Annotated in this window: 17 protein-coding genes; 10 read left to right on the top strand and 7 right to left on the bottom strand. The window is 61.7% G+C overall.

The features are described 5' to 3' along the window. Nucleotides 1-182 precede the first annotated feature (182 nt). The 6 genes from rpsT (at nt 183) to gyrB (ending at nt 8268) form a co-directional block, all read left to right on the top strand. Nucleotides 183-446 (top strand): 30S ribosomal protein S20, encoded by a 264-nt coding sequence (gene rpsT, locus AC1DWZ_RS08420; RefSeq protein ID WP_298681810.1) that lies wholly within the window; start codon nt 183-185, stop codon nt 444-446. Between the two features lie 672 nt (nt 447-1118). Beyond that, complete coding sequence (locus AC1DWZ_RS08415; RefSeq protein ID WP_477168432.1) at nt 1119-1547, top strand: rhodanese-like domain-containing protein; 429 nt, start codon at nt 1119-1121, stop codon at nt 1545-1547. A 59-nt stretch (nt 1548-1606) separates the two neighbouring features. Further along, nucleotides 1607-3034 carry a chromosomal replication initiator protein DnaA gene (gene dnaA, locus AC1DWZ_RS08410; RefSeq protein ID WP_477169486.1) on the top strand — a complete coding sequence of 476 codons (1428 nt, stop codon included), beginning with the start codon at nt 1607-1609 and terminating at the stop codon, nt 3032-3034. Between the two features lie 320 nt (nt 3035-3354). Then, the gene (dnaN, locus tag AC1DWZ_RS08405) at nt 3355-4473 is read left to right on the top strand and encodes a DNA polymerase III subunit beta (protein WP_477168431.1); all 1119 of its coding nucleotides are present in this window, start codon (nt 3355-3357) and stop codon (nt 4471-4473) included. A gap of 4 nt (nt 4474-4477) precedes the next feature. Then, nucleotides 4478-5776 (top strand): DNA replication/repair protein RecF, encoded by a 1299-nt coding sequence (gene recF, locus AC1DWZ_RS08400; RefSeq protein ID WP_477168430.1) that lies wholly within the window; start codon nt 4478-4480, stop codon nt 5774-5776. 62 nt (nt 5777-5838) lie between these two features. Next, nucleotides 5839-8268 carry a DNA topoisomerase (ATP-hydrolyzing) subunit B gene (gene gyrB / locus AC1DWZ_RS08395; RefSeq protein ID WP_477168429.1) on the top strand — a complete coding sequence of 810 codons (2430 nt, stop codon included), beginning with the start codon at nt 5839-5841 and terminating at the stop codon, nt 8266-8268. A 36-nt stretch (nt 8269-8304) separates the two neighbouring features. On the opposite strand, the gene AC1DWZ_RS08390 is transcribed toward gyrB, so the two are convergent. From AC1DWZ_RS08390 to AC1DWZ_RS08380, 3 genes are all read right to left on the bottom strand, one after another. After that, a complete protein-coding gene (locus AC1DWZ_RS08390; protein WP_477168428.1) occupies nt 8305-8838 on the bottom strand; it encodes a GNAT family N-acetyltransferase in 534 nt (177 codons plus the stop codon). A gap of 252 nt (nt 8839-9090) precedes the next feature. Continuing rightward, nucleotides 9091-9759, bottom strand: a complete 669-nt coding sequence (locus AC1DWZ_RS08385; RefSeq protein WP_477168427.1) for a hypothetical protein — start codon at nt 9757-9759, stop codon at nt 9091-9093. Nucleotides 9760-10094: 335 nt separating this feature from the next. Then, the gene (locus AC1DWZ_RS08380) at nt 10095-10508 is read right to left on the bottom strand and encodes a GFA family protein (protein WP_477168426.1); all 414 of its coding nucleotides are present in this window, start codon (nt 10506-10508) and stop codon (nt 10095-10097) included. Nucleotides 10509-10657: 149 nt separating this feature from the next. Here AC1DWZ_RS08380 and AC1DWZ_RS08375 point away from each other — a divergent pair, with 149 nt between their 5' ends. Together AC1DWZ_RS08375 and AC1DWZ_RS08370 are read left to right on the top strand one after the other, a co-directional pair. After that, complete coding sequence (locus AC1DWZ_RS08375; RefSeq protein ID WP_477168425.1) at nt 10658-11167, top strand: N-acetyltransferase family protein; 510 nt, start codon at nt 10658-10660, stop codon at nt 11165-11167. Between the two features lie 11 nt (nt 11168-11178). Beyond that, nucleotides 11179-11580, top strand: coding sequence for a hypothetical protein (locus tag AC1DWZ_RS08370; RefSeq protein ID WP_477168424.1), 402 nt, complete (start codon nt 11179-11181; stop codon nt 11578-11580). Here AC1DWZ_RS08370 and AC1DWZ_RS08365 read toward each other — a convergent pair. Together AC1DWZ_RS08365 and AC1DWZ_RS08360 are read right to left on the bottom strand one after the other, a co-directional pair. Further along, nucleotides 11566-12225 (bottom strand): hypothetical protein, encoded by a 660-nt coding sequence (locus tag AC1DWZ_RS08365; protein ID WP_477168423.1) that lies wholly within the window; start codon nt 12223-12225, stop codon nt 11566-11568. The two genes, AC1DWZ_RS08370 and AC1DWZ_RS08365, sit on opposite strands and share 15 nt — an antisense overlap. Continuing rightward, nucleotides 12222-13067: a GGDEF domain-containing protein gene (locus tag AC1DWZ_RS08360; protein WP_477168422.1), complete on the bottom strand. Its 846-nt coding sequence runs from the start codon at nt 13065-13067 to the stop codon at nt 12222-12224. The genes AC1DWZ_RS08365 and AC1DWZ_RS08360 overlap by 4 nt, the downstream gene beginning before the upstream one ends. A 274-nt stretch (nt 13068-13341) precedes the next feature. Here AC1DWZ_RS08360 and purE point away from each other — a divergent pair, with 274 nt between their 5' ends. Beyond that, a complete protein-coding gene (gene purE, locus AC1DWZ_RS08355) occupies nt 13342-13875 on the top strand; it encodes a 5-(carboxyamino)imidazole ribonucleotide mutase (protein ID WP_477168421.1) in 534 nt (177 codons plus the stop codon). A 5-nt stretch (nt 13876-13880) separates the two neighbouring features. Next, on the top strand, nt 13881-14969 hold the full coding sequence (locus AC1DWZ_RS08350; protein WP_477168420.1) for a 5-(carboxyamino)imidazole ribonucleotide synthase: 1089 nt from the start codon (nt 13881-13883) through the stop codon (nt 14967-14969). Between the two features lie 217 nt (nt 14970-15186). Here the strand turns inward: AC1DWZ_RS08350 and AC1DWZ_RS08345 are convergent, their stop codons facing one another. Beyond that, nucleotides 15187-16194, bottom strand: coding sequence for an ABC transporter substrate-binding protein (locus AC1DWZ_RS08345; protein ID WP_477168419.1), 1008 nt, complete (start codon nt 16192-16194; stop codon nt 15187-15189). 54 nt (nt 16195-16248) lie between these two features. Next, the gene (locus tag AC1DWZ_RS08340; protein WP_477168418.1) at nt 16249-17004 is read right to left on the bottom strand and encodes an ABC transporter permease; all 756 of its coding nucleotides are present in this window, start codon (nt 17002-17004) and stop codon (nt 16249-16251) included. Nucleotides 17005-17114: the final 110 nt, after the last annotated feature.

Genomic DNA, 17114 nt, shown 5'->3' with positions numbered 1-17114 from the left:
ATGATTTCAGTAGGATCGGCCCCTGCAGTCAGCGCAGGGCACACACTATTGTCGTGGCCTATATGGGGGCCTGGGACCGGCCCGCAAAGGCCCGGTCACGGCACTGGTTGACGGGCCCCCATCCCCTCTGTATAACCCGCCGCCAACAGCATTTTCTTACGTTTCAAAGCAGGTATTGCCCCATGGCTCATCATAAATCCGCGGAAAAGCGCATTCGTCAGGCCGTTGTCGCCACGGCGCGCAACCGCACCAACAACAGCCGCATGAAGTCGGCCGTGAAGAAGGCCGAAGTGGCCATCGCCAGCGGCAACAAGGCCGAAGCCGAAGCAGCCCTTAAGGCAGCGATGCCGGAATTGGCGCGCGGCGTGGTGACCGGCGTGGTGCACAAGAACACCGCCGCCCGCAAAATGTCGCGCCTGACCAAGCGTCTTCGCACGCTGGCCTAAGACACAGACTCAGCCGGGACCCGTAAGGGTCTGGGAGTTATCGCGTAAGCCGCGGCCCTCACCAGAAGGCCGCGGTTATCGTTTGTGCCTGTCCGCGCTCAGCGCCACCATCCGTTGTAATGAATAGGTCTATTTGTGCTGTTGAATCTGTGACGATTCGGCAACAGCAGGGGTGCCAAGAGTCGATTCCCTATTGTTCTCGATTCGGACTTGTTGCATGCCTTAAAAGGCGCGCGTACAGTTCGATCCGGCCACGAGACAGGGCGTTGGCCGGGGCTCGGAAAGAGCTCGATCACGGGAAAATTAGCTATAAAAAACAAAGACCTATGATGCGTGACGACACGTTTCATCAGTTCTCTTGCCAAAGCATTGGTGGTCTCTCCACCATGCGCGCCAGTGAACGCCGAAAAGCCGCTAGATCAGACCGATCTGGCCCCTTCGCAGCGTCCATTTTCCCCCACTCTCACCTGTGGCAACCAAGTCACGGTTACATTGCGCGCCTTCATGGAATAATCGCGCATTGGTTGCAGCCTTACTCACCCGATCCCAACAGGTTCGGCGGCCGGGCTTAAGTTAATTATTAAGACCGCCGCCGATCCGGGTGCCACGCCGCCTTTTGGCGCGTGATGCCTATGCGGTGGCGGAATCGATGATTGTCGGGGGTATGACATTATGAGCAAGACTGGCACCTATGCAGGCGATGTGACGCCGCAAACCACCTGGGAAGCCCTCGTCAAAGATCCCACCGCACGCCTCATCGACGTCCGTACCCAGCCGGAATGGAGCTTTGTCGGCATTCCCGACCTGTCCCCGATCGGCAAGAAGGTCGTCCTGACCTCCTGGCAGGTCTATCCGAACATGGCGGTCGACCCGGATTTTGCCGGCAAGGTGAAGGCGCAGCTGGGCGACCAATCCGGCCCGCTCTATTTCCTGTGCCGTTCCGGCGCGCGGTCGCGGGCGGCAGCCATTGCCCTGACCGAGGCCGGCGTCGGCCCCTGCTTCAATGTCAGCGGCGGATTCGAGGGCGACAAGGATGCCAGCAGCCATCGCGGCCGCGCCAACGGCTGGAAGGCCGCTGATCTTCCCTGGGTGCAGGACTGATGAGCAGCATCATGAGCCGGAATGACGATGTGAATCTGGGCGGTATCGGGGGCAAGGTCATGATCGAAGCGGGCAGCGATTCGCTCCTCAATGCGCAATGGGCCCGTGTGCGCGGTCGCCTGCGCGCCGAGTTCGGCGAAGCGACCTTCCGCTCGTGGCTGAAGCCCCTGACCTTGGCCGGTCGCCGCGGCCAGGATTTGCGCGTGGCCGTCCCGTCGCGATTCATGCGCGATTGGGTGGCGACGCATTACGCCGACCGGATCATGGCGCTGTGGAGCAGCGAATGCCCGGAGATCCGCTCGGTCGAAGTCATTGTCGACAGCCGTGAAGCCGTCGCCGATCAGGCCAGTGACGATGCGGCCTTGGAAGATTTCGCGGGCGCCGACACGCAGGTACAGCCGGTGGCCGAAGCCGCAAGCAGCTTTGCCTCTGCCAATACGGTCGAAACCGATGGTCTTGCCGAAGTGAGTGCGACGCTGGATCCCCGCCTCACCTTCGACAATTTCGTGGTCGGCAAGTCCAACGAACTGGCGCATGCAGCTGCCCTGCGTGTGGCTGAATCCGATGTTGTGCCGTTCAATCCGCTGTTTCTTTATGGTGGTGTCGGCCTCGGCAAGACGCACCTGATGCATGCGATCGCCCATCACATCAAGAAGAAGCAGCCGCAAAAGCGGGTGATCTATCTCTCGGCCGAAAAATTCATGTACCAGTTCATCCGGGCGCTGCGGAACAAGAACACCATGGCGTTCAAGGAATTGTTCCGCTCGGTCGATGTGCTGATGGTCGATGACGTGCAGTTCATCATCGGCAAGGAATCGACACAGGAAGAATTCTTCCACACCTTCAACGCGCTCTTTGACCAGAACAAGCAGGTCGTGCTGTCGGCCGACAAATCGCCTTCGGACCTCCAGGGACTGGAAGAGCGCATGCGCACCCGCTTCGGCTGGGGCCTGGTCGCCGATATCCATCCCACGACCTACGAACTGCGCCTTGGCATCCTGCAGGCAAAGGCCGAGCAGGCGCCGATCACGATTCCCTCCAAGGTGCTCGAATTCCTGGCGCACCGCATCTCGTCGAATGTGCGCGAGCTGGAAGGGGCGCTCACCCGGATCATCGCCCACGCAACTCTGGTCGGCCGCCCGGTCTCGGTGGAATCGGCCCAGGAGCTGCTCAAGGATCTGCTGCGCGCCAACGACCGGTCGGTCACGATCGAAGAGATCCAGCGCCGCGTCGCCGAGCATTACAACATCAAGCTTGCCGACATGAGTTCACCGAGGCGCGCCCGCCAGGTCTCGCGCCCCCGCCAGATCGCCATGTATCTGGCGAAACAGCTCACCACCAAGTCGCTCCCCGATATCGGCCGTTCCTTCGGCGGGCGCGACCATACGACGGTGATGCATGCCGTGAAAAAGGTCGAGGAACTGGCCACTGGCGACATCTCCTTTGCCGAGGATATCGATCTTCTCAAGCGCATGCTGGAAGGCTGATTTTCGACCCAGATTCGACCGGGTGTTTCGCCCTGATTCTGGGGGCGCTTTATCCAGGATTTCTGCGGGGTTGCCGGGGGTCGCCGGCCCCCGCCCGGGGCCATAAAACCCTGTTGCCCCGGTCCTAACCTGCTATAATCCCTGACTTGCTGGAAACCAGAGGCCGATTCGGCTATTTCCGCCCGCCGGCTACTCGGGGCGCGGGGGACCTTCAGGCAAGGTGGAAAAGATCGGACCGACGGCGTCGGAACTCGAATCTGGGGCGTTCCGCCCCGATTGGAGGCTACCGCCAGCGGCCAGAAACAGGGTTGAGTTAGGCCATGAAACTGACCATCGAACGGACCCTCCTGCTCAAGGCATTGGGGCATGTGCAGAGCGTTGTCGAGCGCCGCAACACCATTCCCATCCTGTCCAACGTGCTGGCTGAGGCCAAGGACGGCCAATTGTCGCTGACCGCCACGGATATGGATCTGGCGGTGGTTGAGAAGGTGGCCGCCGATATCAGCGCCCCCGGTGCTGCCACGGTCCCGGCCCATACGCTCCACGACATCGTCCGCAAGTTGCCCGACGGCGCCCAGGTGCAGATCGAGYTCGCCGCCGACGGCCAGCAGGTGACCGTGAAGGCCGGCCGCTCGCGCTTTGCCCTGGCGACGCTCCCCAAGGAAGATTTCCCGGCCATCCATGCCGGCGACCTGCCGCACAAATTCCCGCTCTCCGCTGCCGACCTCAAGGGGCTCATCGATCGCACCAAGTTCGCGATCTCGACGGAAGAGACCCGCTATTACCTCAACGGCATCTATGTCCATGCCTATGCCGCCGGCAAGCAGACCAGCCTGCGCGCCGTGGCGACCGACGGCCACCGCCTGGCGCGGGTCGAGATGCCGCTCCCCGAAGGCGCCGAGAGCATCCCCGGCGTCATCGTGCCCCGCAAGATGGTCAACGAGGTGCGCAAGCTCATCGAGGATTTCGAGGGTGCGGTCGACGTCTCGCTCTCCGACAGCCGCATTCGCTTTGCCTTTGCCGATGTGGTGCTTACCTCGAAACTGATCGACGGATCCTTCCCGGACTATCAGCGCGTCATTCCCACCGCCAACGACAAGGTGCTGGAAGTGGACCGCAAGGAATTCCGTGACGCAGTCGACCGCGTCTCGACCATTTCCAGCGAAAAATCGCGTGCCGTGAAGCTCAGCCTGAAGCCCGGCACCCTCACCCTCTCCGCCACCAGCGCCGAAAACGGCAGTGCATCGGAAGAGATCGAGGTCAAGTATGACGGCCAGGCGATGGAGATCGGCTTCAATTCGAAATATCTTTTGGATGTCGCCGACGAGATCGAGGGCGAGGGTCTGGAATTGAAGCTTGCTGATTCCGTGGCCCCCACTCTGTTGCGCGACATGGCGGACGCTCAGGCACTCTATGTGCTGATGCCGATGCGTGTGTGAGGCAATGGCGGTCGCCGAGCGCGGAACCGACATCGCCCATATCACGCCACACCAGGATACGCAGGTGGCGAACGGATTTTCGTATCTCTCGCTGACGTCGTTCCGCAATTACCGCGAGATCGGCATCGAGACCGGGCTCGACCGGGGCCTGGGCGCGATCGTGCTCACGGGTCACAATGGCGCCGGCAAGACCAATCTCCTCGAAGCACTCTCCTACCTCTCGCCCGGCTCCGGCCTGCGGCAGGCGACCATTGCCGAGATCGAATTCCGCAATGCCGGCAATCACGCGGCGGCTCAGTCAGCCGACACGCAGGAAAGTTTCGCACGCCAAGGCGGCATCGCCTGGGCGGTCCATGCGCGCTATCAGGGCCGTGGCGGTGAACATGCGCTGGGCACCGGCCGCGATCCGCTGGCCCAGGCACAGACAGGTCGCGAACGACGCATCTCGCGCATCAACGGCGCCAATGTCCGCAGCCAGGCGAGCTTTGCCGAGATCCTGACCGTGCTGTGGCTCACCCCGCAGATGGACCGGCTGTTCAGCGAAGCCACCTCGTCGCGCCGCCGCTTCCTCGACCGGCTGGTCTATGGCCTCGATCCGGCCCATGCCGCCCGTGTGGCTGCCTATGAACAGGCGATGCGCGAGCGGGCCCGGCTGCTGCGCGGCGAAGGGCCATCGACACCCGGTGGCGACATGAATGCCTGGCTCTCGGGCCTTGAAGCCGAGATGGCGGCACAAGCCATCGCCATCGCAGCGGCCAGGCTCGATGCCAGCGCCAGCCTCAACGCTGCCATGGCCGAGGCCGTGGGGCCGTTCCCACAGGCCGACCTCGCCGTCGCCGGCGCGGTCGAGGCCTCGCTCGATACGATGCCGGCGCTGGAAGCCGAGGATCTGCTGAAATCACGCCTTGCCACCGCCCGCCAGACAGATGCCGAAAGCGGCGTCACCCAATGGGGCACGCACCGGTCGGACCTTGTGGTGACGCTCTCGGGTCGCCATCTAGGTGGGGTGCCCCTGCGTGCCGGCGATTGCTCGACCGGCGAGCAGAAGGCGCTGCTGGTGGCAATCATCCTGGCCGAGGCGCGGCTTTCGACCAAGCGGCGCGGCGAGGCCCCGGTGCTGCTGCTGGATGAAGTGGCAGCTCATCTCGACCGCCATCGGCGCGATGCCCTCTTTGCCGAATTACAGGCGCTGCGCGCCCAATGCTGGCTGACCGGCACGGAACGCGAGACGTTCCAATCCCTGGATGGCTGGGCTCAGTTCATGACCGCAGGCGATGGCCGCCTGCTCCCAGATGCGCCCTGAGTGCATGAATTGAGCCCAGTTATCTCCAACCGACTTACTTTTGCAGTAACGAGACCCAGACAATGAGCGACGAGACCAAAGATACAGGCAACCATGGCGCCGATGATTACGGTGCCGATTCCATCCGCGTGCTGAAGGGCCTCGATGCCGTCCGCAAGCGGCCAGGCATGTATATTGGCGACACTGATGACGGGTCGGGCCTGCATCACATGGTCTATGAAGTCGTCGACAATGCGATCGACGAAAGCCTCGCCGGTTGGTGCGACCGCATCGATGTGAGCCTCAACGGCGACGGGTCGGTGACGGTGCGCGACAATGGCCGCGGCATTCCAGTCGACATCCACAAGGAAGAAGGCGTCTCGGCGGCCGAGGTCATCATGACCCAGCTCCATGCCGGCGGCAAATTCGACCAGAACAGCTACAAAGTCTCCGGCGGCCTGCATGGTGTCGGTGTCTCGGTGGTGAACGCGCTCTCGGAACGCCTCGATCTGCGCATCTGGCGCGACGGCAAGGAGCATTTCCTGCGCTTCCGTCATGGCGATCCGGAAGCACCGCTGGCAGTGACCGGCGAAGCCGGCAGCAACCGCGGCACCGAGGTCACCTTCCTGGCCTCCAAGGAAACCTTCACCAAGACCGACTATGATTACGCGACCCTGGAGCATCGCCTGCGCGAACTGGCTTTCTTGAATTCCGGCGTGCGCCTGATCCTCACCGACAACCGCACGGTCGAGCCGAAATCGGTCGAACTGCATTATGAAGGCGGGCTCGAGGCCTTCGTGCGCTATCTCGACCGCGCCAAGAATCCGCTGCACGGCGCTGCCATCACCCTGATGCAGGAAAAGGACGGCATGACCGTCGAGGCTGCGCTGGAGTGGACGGACAGCTATCACGAATCCATGCTGTGCTTTACCAACAACATTCCGCAGCGCGATGGCGGCACCCATCTGCAGGGCTTCCGCGCGGCATTGACGCGCCAGATCAACAAGTACGCGGAAGAAAGCGGCATCGCCAAGCGTGAGAAAGTGACGCTGACCGGCGATGACGCCCGCGAAGGCCTGACCTGCGTGCTCTCGGTCAAAGTTCCCGACCCGAAATTTTCGTCACAGACCAAAGACAAGCTGGTTTCGTCGGAAGTCCGGCCTGTGGTCGAGAACATCGTCAACGAGCGCCTGCAGCAATGGTTCGAGGAACATCCGGCGGATGCCAAGCGCATTGTCGGCAAAGCCGTCGAAGCCGCGGCCGCGCGCGAGGCCGCAAGGAAGGCCCGCGACCTCACCCGGCGCAAGGGTGCGCTCGATATCTCGTCGCTCCCCGGTAAGCTTGCCGATTGCCAGGAACGCGACCCGGCCCTTTCGGAACTCTTCATCGTCGAGGGTGACTCGGCAGGCGGGTCCGCCAAGCAAGGCCGCCACCGCAAGAACCAGGCGATCCTGCCGCTCCGTGGCAAGATCCTCAATGTCGAGCGCGCCCGCTTCGACAAGATGCTGTCCTCGGACCAGATCGGCACGCTCATCGCGGCACTCGGCACCAGCATCGGGCCGGAAGAGTTCGACATCGCCAAGGCGCGCTACCACAAGATCATCATCATGACCGACGCCGATGTCGACGGCTCGCATATCCGCACGCTGCTGCTCACCTTCTTCTACCGGCAAATGCCGGAATTGATCGAGAAAGGCTATCTCTACATCGCCCAGCCGCCGCTCTACCGCGCGGCCAAGGGCAAGTCCGAGCATTATCTGAAGGACGATCTCGCGCGCGAGGATTACCTCATCTCGCTCGGCCTCGACAACGCCGTGCTGACGCTGGGCAACGGCGAACAGATTGCCGGCCCGGATCTGCGCCGCGTGGTCGATCTCGCCGCCCAGGCGAAGCATCTCATGGAACCGCTCATCCGCAAGGTGGGTTCCGCCGCCGTGGTCAGCCAGGCAGCCATCCGCGGCGGCCTCAACCCGCAGGCCGCCACCAACCCGGAACTCGCCGCCGCCATCGCTGCCGAGCTCGACAAGATCTCGCCCGCGGCCGAACGTGGTTGGTCCGGTCTCTCCGACCAGCAAGGCGGCCTCGCCTTCAAGCGGCGCCTGCGTGGCGTCACCTCGGGCCATGTCATCGACGCAAGCCTCATCCGCTCGGCCGAGGCGCATCGCCTCGACCAGATGAAAGACGGCTTGCTGGAAAGCTTCGGCACCGCCGCCACCCTGGTTGCCAAGGACCGGACCGCCAACATCAATGGCCCGATCGATCTCATCGACGTCGTGACCGAGATCGGCAGCAAGGGCATCGACATCCAGCGCTATAAGGGTCTCGGCGAAATGAACCCGGAACAGCTCTGGTCGACCACCCTCGATCCCGCCGTGCGCTCGCTCCTGCAGGTGAAAGTCAACCATGTCGACGAAGCCGAAGAAATCTTCTCGACCCTGATGGGCGACCTCGTCGAACCTCGCCGCGACTTCATCCAGCAGAACGCGCTGAATGTGGCGAATTTGGATGTGTAGATAGGTTTCTGTCGGCCCGAAGCCGGCGTGCCGCTGTTAGCTGCCGTTCCATTCCGCGCGCATCAACTCGTACCAAACTTCGCCATGCTCGCTACCCGGAATGGGATTGGGCAAGTCGACGGGAACTGTGCGCGCGTAGGTCATGCCGGTCTTTTCCATCACGCGGCGCGAGCCCTGGTTCACCGCCATCGTGCACGCCACGATCTTTTCATACCCACAGCTTCCGAACCCCCAGTTGACGAGAGCCGATGCCCCTTCCGAGGCTAACCCCTGGCCCCAGTCCATCCGGCGCAGGCGATATCCGAGTTCGGCCAAGGTGTCACTCTCCGGCCACAAACAGAACCATCCGACGAATGCACCGTTGCTTGTACGACGCGCCGTCCAAACGTAAGGCTCTGTTCCTCTGGGCATGAGGAACGACGCATCCGGATCGACCTGGTCATGGTCGACGGCATGTCCGCCGTTCAGAAAGCGCATGACCTCCGGATCAAGCTCGAGGTTGATGAAGTCAGCACAGTCACTCGGACAACAAGGACTGAGCGTGAGGCGCATCGTCTGCAAAACCGCCATTTCGGAACATCCATCTTTACCTTGGCAATGCTCGATGACGGTACATGGCGGCCAATGCGCTCACAAGTGCTGTGGGAAATACCTGACGAAGGGGCTGTTCAAAAATCAGGAATGACGCGACAGAGCGACAACTCTCAGCACTCAGTCGCTCGATGCCAGGGAGCGTCGCTGGCGTTCTGCGTCAGTTTGCTCTGATCAAAAGCCGCCTTTGTCGCGTTTTTGAATCAGGCTTCACTTTGGAGGCACCTGATTCTATCGCATTCCACGATCGGCCGCATCTGAGCCTGCACCGGGTGTCCTTGCAGACACTGAAAGCGCCATCTCATCTGCAGGAACGCAAACCAGCCGGTCCGACGTATGAAAGGTCGAACGCCATCTGATAGGCCAACCGACCTTGTAGTAGAACTTGCCGTGGACATGGGCGAAGGCGGCCGAGGCCGCGATGTCGGCCACATAAGAATAACGGACGGTCGTTCTCGGTTCGACATAAGTGCGGACCCACTTCTTATCCTTGGCCGTGACTTTGTCCTCCGGGGGCAGCCAGTGGCCCCGTCTCGGAACACCTGAATACGAACCCTCTCCAATTCTCGTTTGTCCGTTGTGAGCATCGTCATGATGCACCGGGTCTTTCGGCATCATCGTTTTCAGGGTGAAGCCCAGCTCATGCATCGCGAGCCGCGTCGCGCCTCTGTTGCTGATAATGGCCAGTACTTCGACAAGCCAGCGATCGCCCTGGCGGCCGACAAATTTGATGTCGGTGTCGAACTCGCTATAGGGCGCATATTCACGCCTGATCCAGAAGAGATAGCAGCCCCAGAACGCACCCACAGCTACGCCGAGGGTGATCAGCAAACTTTTCAGGCCATCGAGAGAATCCTTATTGTCGTCGAGCCAGGCCCAGCTTTGCGCGATCCACTCCATTGCGACCTCTCCCACAACAGTTTGTGTCCAGCGTGCTATCTCTCTATTTTATGACATCTGTGCTATTTTTAAGAGATTATTAAACTGTATTTCATCTATGCAGATTATATTCTAATAACTGAATTATATAATAGTATACACGTAAAAATTTATAACATTCAAGAGTGGAGATCAAGATCGAGGATGCAGCCAGGATGAAGGCAAGGACCGAGAATCCTTCTCAGCCCTGATGGGCGAACTCGTCGCCCCCCGCCCGCGGCTTCATCCAGCAAAAGCGCTCAACCTGGCCAATCTGGATGTGTGAGGGTTCATTTTTGGATCACACATCATCCACTCTACTCCGGCGGCTCCTGATCAAATTGACGAGCCAGTTCCGGAATGACGATGCCGGGCAATTTGCGGCAGGTCCAGATGTGATGAGCCTGGCTGAGGTCGAGCGGCTCGTCGATTGAGCCACCCTTGACGGAGATACTGTCGTCCACGGCACGGTCACCATGGAAGACGCGCGAACCACATTGTGGACAGAAGAAGCAATGCAGGATGGCCCCGCTATCTGTCGGACGCGACCACCGGCGCAGGTCCCCCGACACCAGATGCACATCGCTGCTGCGCATAATGACCGAGATGCCGAACGCTGAAGCCGACTGCTTCCGGCATTCGCGGCAATGGCAAATATATGTCTGCAAAGGCGGCGCCGTGAGTTCGTAGCGCACGGCGCCACATTGACAACCGCCGACCTTAAGAACCATCACACCCTCCATCGCTGCGAATATCCTTGCAGACGTGGCGGGCGAACTCAAGGTCTCGGCGGCAGGACCTATTTTTCGATCTCACGCTTTCCCCGACATCGCGATAGACTTGTCATAGCAAGAGCGCCATTGCGCTTCCGGGAGGGACTGTGTCTGTCGCCAAGGTAAACATTCGGAACGCTACGCCCGCCGACGCCGCCGTGCTGGACGCCATGATCCGGCTGTTGGCCGCGCATGAGGGGGCGGACGACCTTGTTTCATATTCGCAGGATCAGCTGGCGGCTGCTTTGGCCGGCGATCCACCGCGGCTCCATGCCATTCTCGCCGAGGATACCGATGGCATACATGGCTTCGTCACCTATACCATCGACTTTTCCATCTGGAACGGCGGCGATATCCTGCGCATCGACGATGTGTTCGTCGGCGACGGCGCAAGGCGGCGTGGCATCGGCCGGCAGATGATGATGCGGATCGCCGAATTGGCTCTCGCCGGCGGCATGATCGCGCGCTGGGAGGTTGAGCCGGTGAATATCGCCGCGCAGAAATTCTATCGCGGCCTCGGGGCGACAGTCCGCGACAAGATCGTGGCGCGCTGGGAAAGGCCGGCGATGGCGGCAGCACTTGATCATCCCGTCGAACGACCGCGAAAAACGACCTAGGAGACGCGCGCATGAGCACGGAAAAAATCGCGGAGGAAGGCGCCATCATTGCCGAGAACCGGCAGATCGTCTTTTCCAAGATGGCGCTGCTGGAGGCGGTTCTGATGCAGTTGAAAAAACTGCAGCAAAAGATCCCGGTCGGCAAGATCGAGGATATTGAGGCGCAGGATGGGGCGGTGGTCGCCGTCACCCTGCAGCTCCGTGATCTTCACACCAACAAGCTCCATGGCCTGCCGGTGGCGCCCGAAGCGCTGGCTGCCGGGCTCATTGCCTTTTGTCTCGACCACCGCATTCCGGTGCCGCGCCGCGCGGCAAAGTCGCTGCGCATGATCGACGGGCAGGTTGCGCTGATCCTGGAACTGCCACCGCGGTCGGCGCGGCTACAGCGCCGTGAAGCGCTAAGAATGGGATGACGCTACCGGCAGTGCCGCCCGCAAGGCCGCCTGGGGACTGGTAAGCGGCTTTGCCGCGCGGCAGAGCGCTACCGCCGGCGCCATCGATGCCTGGGCGAAAGCGATGCTGGCAGCGCCCGCCGCAAGAGCGTCGTCGGCGGCCGCAGCGATCACAGCGCCGTAGCGCTGCTGATCGCCAACCTGGAACAGGTCCCAGGCGCCTGCCACCAGTTGCATGTCGATGATGGCGTTCGTGCCCGATGCCACCTCGCAAAACAATTCCTCAGTCGCCTGCCGCGTGCCCGGAAATGTGTAGAGAACAACCACGCGCCCACCTGGTGCGGCGGCAGCCACCGCCACCGCCAGCTCCGCCAAAGCGCGGTCGATGCGCAGCATCGGCACAGGGCTGGTGATCCGATCGGCGATCGGCCCCAATGTCGAGCAGGCCAGCAGCACGAAATCGGCACCCTTCGCCGCATCCCTCAAGACTGTTTCGGTGTCGCGGATGACCGCGGTGTCGAGGTCGCCGGCCTCTATTGCGGCAGCCAGCAGGTCGGCGCGCACGATATGGTGAAGATCGAGGTTGAGCCCGGTGGCGGCCTCTTCAAAGATGGCAACATTGCTGGCAGCCGTATGCAGGCAGGYAACGCGGCGCGGGGGCGTCACGAGGCCGCACTGCCTTCGTCGCGCTCATCCTCCTCATCCTCATCGTCGAAGATGCCGGCTTCCTTCTCGCCGCCATTCTTCACAGCGTAATGTTTGCGCTTGGCCTGATACATCGAGGCATCAGCCTGGCTCAGCGCATCGTCGGCGGATTGCTGGCCATGGAACTCATGCATGCCCACCGCACAGGATAGCTGGATGTCGACACCTTCCCAGATGAGCGGCGAGCGGGCGATGACCGAGAGCAGCTGATTGGCCTTGTCTTGGGCCTGCGCCACGTCCGCCTGTGCGAGGATGATGCCGAATTCATCGCCGCCCAACCGGCCGACCACATCGGAATCGCGCACATTGTTGAGCAGCATGGTGGCGAAATGGCGCAAGGCGGCGTCGCCGGCCGCGTGGCCGAAGCGATCGTTGATCTGCTTCATGCCGTTGAGATCAAAATAGAGCACCGACCCCGGCGAACCATAACGTTCCGAGAAGGAGATGAGGCGCGTGAGCTCGCGCACGAAAGCGCGACGGTTGGCGATCGGCAGCATGGCATCTTCATCGGCCACGCGCTCAAGATGCGAAATGCGCTTCCTGGTGCGATCAAGCTCGTCGCGCAGATGCCGCACTTCGTCGAGCAGGGCCGTGAGGGCTGCGCGGACATTGGGCGAGAGTTCGGTCTCAGTGAGCCCGAGGAACGTTGCTTGATCGACCGGCGCTGCATGCGTGGCAGAGCTGGCTGCATCGACGCTGGCGGCAGCGGCGGACTTGCCGACCTTGCCAACCTTGGAAACCGGCCGCGCGCCTCCCGCGGGCCCTAGCCCGGTCGGCCCGCCAGCTCGATCTCTGATCTTCATCCTGCCGCCTTTCGCGCCCCGCACCAGACCGACCTCAGGTCCGGCTGCAGAGGGTCTTTATCGTTGGCTCCGGATGTTGGCGATCCGGGATTACACTCGCAACCTCTTTTTGGCGTTGCACCCAGGCCCGTCTGCATTGCCAAAAAACAGCGCCGAATCATGACGCTAACTCAGTTAAGGTGGCGTTAATGCGGGACCAGGGTCATGCTTGCCAAAGGGTTCGCAGAACCTATAATCGCGGCCCTTCACCGGGGTTCCAGGAAGGCGTAAGGCCATGGCAACAAAAGAGAAACGCAAATCTGCCGCCGCTGCTTCCGGGGGCCAGCCGAAAGTCGGCATTATCATGGGCAGCCAATCCGATTGGGCGACCATGCGCCACGCCGCCGAAACCTTGGACGCCCTCGCCATCCCGGCCGAAACGCGAATCGTCTCCGCCCACCGTACCCCGAAGCGCATGTTCGACTACGCGCAGAAGGCGAAATCCCGCGGCTTGCAGGTGATCATCGCCGGTGCCGGCGGGGCTGCACATCTTCCCGGCATGACGGCGAGCCTGACCGAACTGCCGGTCTTCGGCGTCCCGGTCGAAAGCCAGGCCTTGAAAGGGCAGGACTCGCTCCTCTCCATCGTTCAGATGCCGGCCGGCATTCCCGTGGGAACACTTGCCATCGGCAAGGCAGGCGCCATCAACGCCGCATTGCTGGCAGCCGCCGTGCTGGCCCTCAACGACGCGGCCCTTGCCAAGCGCCTTGCCGCCTTCCGCCAGAAGCAGACTGACGCGGTGGCCGACAAGCCGGCGCGCGAGGGCTGATCTTCATGAGTGCAGAAAACGGTCAGATCCTGCCGCCGGGCTCAGTCATCGGCATTCTGGGCGGTGGACAATTGGGCCGCATGTCGGCGCTGGCGGCCGGCAGGCTCGGCTACAAGGTGCACATCTTCTCACCGGAAAAAGATGGTCCGGCCGCCCAGGTCTCCTGGCGCAACACGGTCGCCAATTATGATGATCTCGCGGCTCTCGAGGCTTTCGCGAAATCTGTCGATGTGGTGACCTTCGAATTCGAGAACATCCCGGCAGCCGCGGCCGAAGTGCTGGCCAAGGTAAAGCCAACTCGCCCCGCCCCGCGTGTTCTCCATATCACGCAGGAGCGCCTGCGCGAGAAGCGTTTTCTGGAAAACATCGGCGTCCCGGTGACGGCGTTCCGCGAAGTCAGAAGCGCCGAGGAATTGCCCGCCGCCGTAGCAGCCTTAGGCACGCCCTCGATCCTCAAATCGGCCAGCTTCGGCTATGACGGCAAGGGCCAGGTGCGTATCGAAGCCGGCATGGATTTGGCCGACGCCTGGAAGAAGATGGGCGGCACGATCGCGATCCTCGAAGGCTTCATCGATTTCGCCTGCGAGATTTCCGTCATCGTTGCGCGCAACCCGGCGGGTGACGTGGCTCTCTTCGAACCGGCGCTCAACAGCCACAAGCACCACATCCTCGATACCAGCACGGTGCCGGCCGGTGTGGCACCCAAGGTCGCCCACGCGGCCGAAGCGATCGCGCGGCGCATCGCCGGCGAGATCGACCTCATCGGCCTCCTCGCTGTCGAGATGTTCGTGACCAAGGACGGCCGCGTGCTGGTCAATGAACTGGCACCCCGCCCGCACAATTCCGGCCATTGGTCGCAGGACGGCGCCATCACCAGCCAGTTCGAGCAACATGTCCGCGCCGTCTGCGGCCTCGACCTCGGCAACCCGGCACGGCACTCCGATACGGTGATGACCAATCTCATCGGCGACGAGGTCGAGACCTGGCCGCAACTACTGTCGGATCCCGACGTGAAACTCCATCTCTACGGCAAGGCCGAAGCGCGGCCGGGGCGGAAGATGGGACACTGGAACAAGCTCTCGCCGAAGAGCTGAAGCGCGGAGAGATACCCCCCTCCCCGACCCTCCCCCTCAAGGGGGGAGGGAGAAGAAATGACTCCGCACAGCCGACACTCTCGTTCCAGTCCTCTCCCCCCTTGAGGGGGAGAGCTAGAGAGGGGGGTAGCAACTGAAAACTCTCGGCACCCCCCCAAACAAAAACCCCGCCGATCTCTCGGCGGGGTTTCCAGTTTGGAGGAACGAAACCTGACGATTACATCCCAGCCTTTTCGATCACGGCGTGGGTCCACGCACCTTCCGGCTTCTTGGTGATGACCGGATCGGAACCGCCCGACATCAAGGTCTCCACCGTGCGGTCGGCCGCGGCATCATCCAGCCAGCCGGTGCCCTTCGGGTTCTTGCCGACGAGCTTGGCGATTTCCTTCATCATGCGCAGCTGGTGCTTCTCGGTCTGCGCGCCGGTGGTGTCGTTGGCGAGCACGATCTTGACCGAATCCTTCGGGTTCTTCACGGCCCAATCCCAGCCCTTCTTCGAGGCCCGCACGAAGCGCGCGAGCTTATCGACCATGGCCGGATCCTGGAGGCTCTTATCCAGCGTATAGAGGCCGTCCTCGAGCGTCGCCACACCTTCCTTCTCATACTGGAAGGTCACCAGTTCCTTGGCCTTCAAGCCGCCATCGATGACCTGCCAATATTCGTTATAGGTCATGGTGGAGACGCAATCGGCCTGCTTCTGCAGCAACGGGTCCACATTGAAGCCCTGCTTCAACACCTTGACGCCGCCGGCCGAACCGTCGGTCTTGAAGCCCAATTTGTTCATCCAGTTGAGGAACGGATATTCATTGCCGCCGAACCAGACGCCCAGCGTCTTGTCCTTGAAGTCAGCCGGCGTCTTGATGCCGGAATCCTTGCGGCAGGTCAGCATCATGCCCGACTTCTGGAAGAACTGGGCGATATTGACCAGCGGCACGCCCTTCTCGCGCGTGGCCAAGGCGGACGGCATCCAGTCGACCACCACATCGGCGCCGCCGCCGGCGATCACCTGGCTGGGATTGATGTCCGGGCCACCGGCCTTGATCGTGACGTCGAGGCCTTCGGCGTCATAGAAGCCTTTGTCCTTGGCGACGTAATAGCCGGCGAACTGCGCCTGCGTCACCCATTTCAGCTGCAGGGTCAGGGCATCCTTGGCTTCCGCCGCGGCAGCACCACCCAGCAAGAGCCCCGCGATGACCGCGGAACCGAACAGTTTCTTGAGCACCATTTAAGCCTCCATTATCGTTATGTTTAACGCTCAGAAATCCTTCAACCAACGCACTCAGCGGCCCCGGAATGACGCGTGCCATGACGTGAGGCGTCGTTCCATGAGAGCCAGCAGACCGTAAGAGAGCGACCCCGCCAAAGCCGCCATGGCAATTGTCGCCCACACCACATCCACGTTCATGCGCGCCACTTCGACACTGATGCGGAACCCCATGCCGGAAATGGGCGAGCCGAAAAACTCCGCCACGATGGCACCGATCAAAGCCAGCGTCGAATTGATCTTGAGAGCATTGAACAGAAAGGGCAAGGCGGCCGGGAGGCGCAATTTGAGGAGCGTCTGCCAATAGCCGGCAGCATAGGACCGCATGAGATCCCGTTGCATGGCATCCGCCGCATTGAGGCCGGCCAGCGCATTCACCAGCATGGGAAAGAAGATCATGAAGACGATCACCGCCGTCTTCGATTCCCAGCCGAAACCGAACCACATCACCATGATGGGGGCGATGCCGATGATCGGCACAGCACTCACCATATTGCCCAAGGGCAGCAACCCGCGCTGCAGAAACGGCACCCGGTCGACGATGAGGGCGGTGGCGAGGCCCAAGGCATTGCCGATGACGAAGCCGGCGATGACGGCCTTCATGAAGGTCTGCCGGAAATCGTCGATGAGGGTCGGAAGCTCGCGGAAGAACGCATCCCAGATCTGACTGGGTGCGGGCAACAGCACCTTCGGCACGCCATAGCCGCGGCAGATGAACTCCCAACCCAGCAGTAAAGAAAGGCCAAAGATGGCAGGGATCAGCCAGATCACGAACCGCGTATCCTTCAACGAGCTTAAATAGCCAAGTAACCGCCAAGAGCATTGAGTGCAGATGAAAATCAGAATCGTTGTCGGGAAGACGCCAATTGACTTCCCAGCCG

Source organism: Dongia sp. P2_B8, assembly GCF_056404715.1.
The sequence above is the reverse complement of the archived record's forward strand: the minus strand, read 5'-3'. Positions and strand labels throughout refer to the sequence as shown.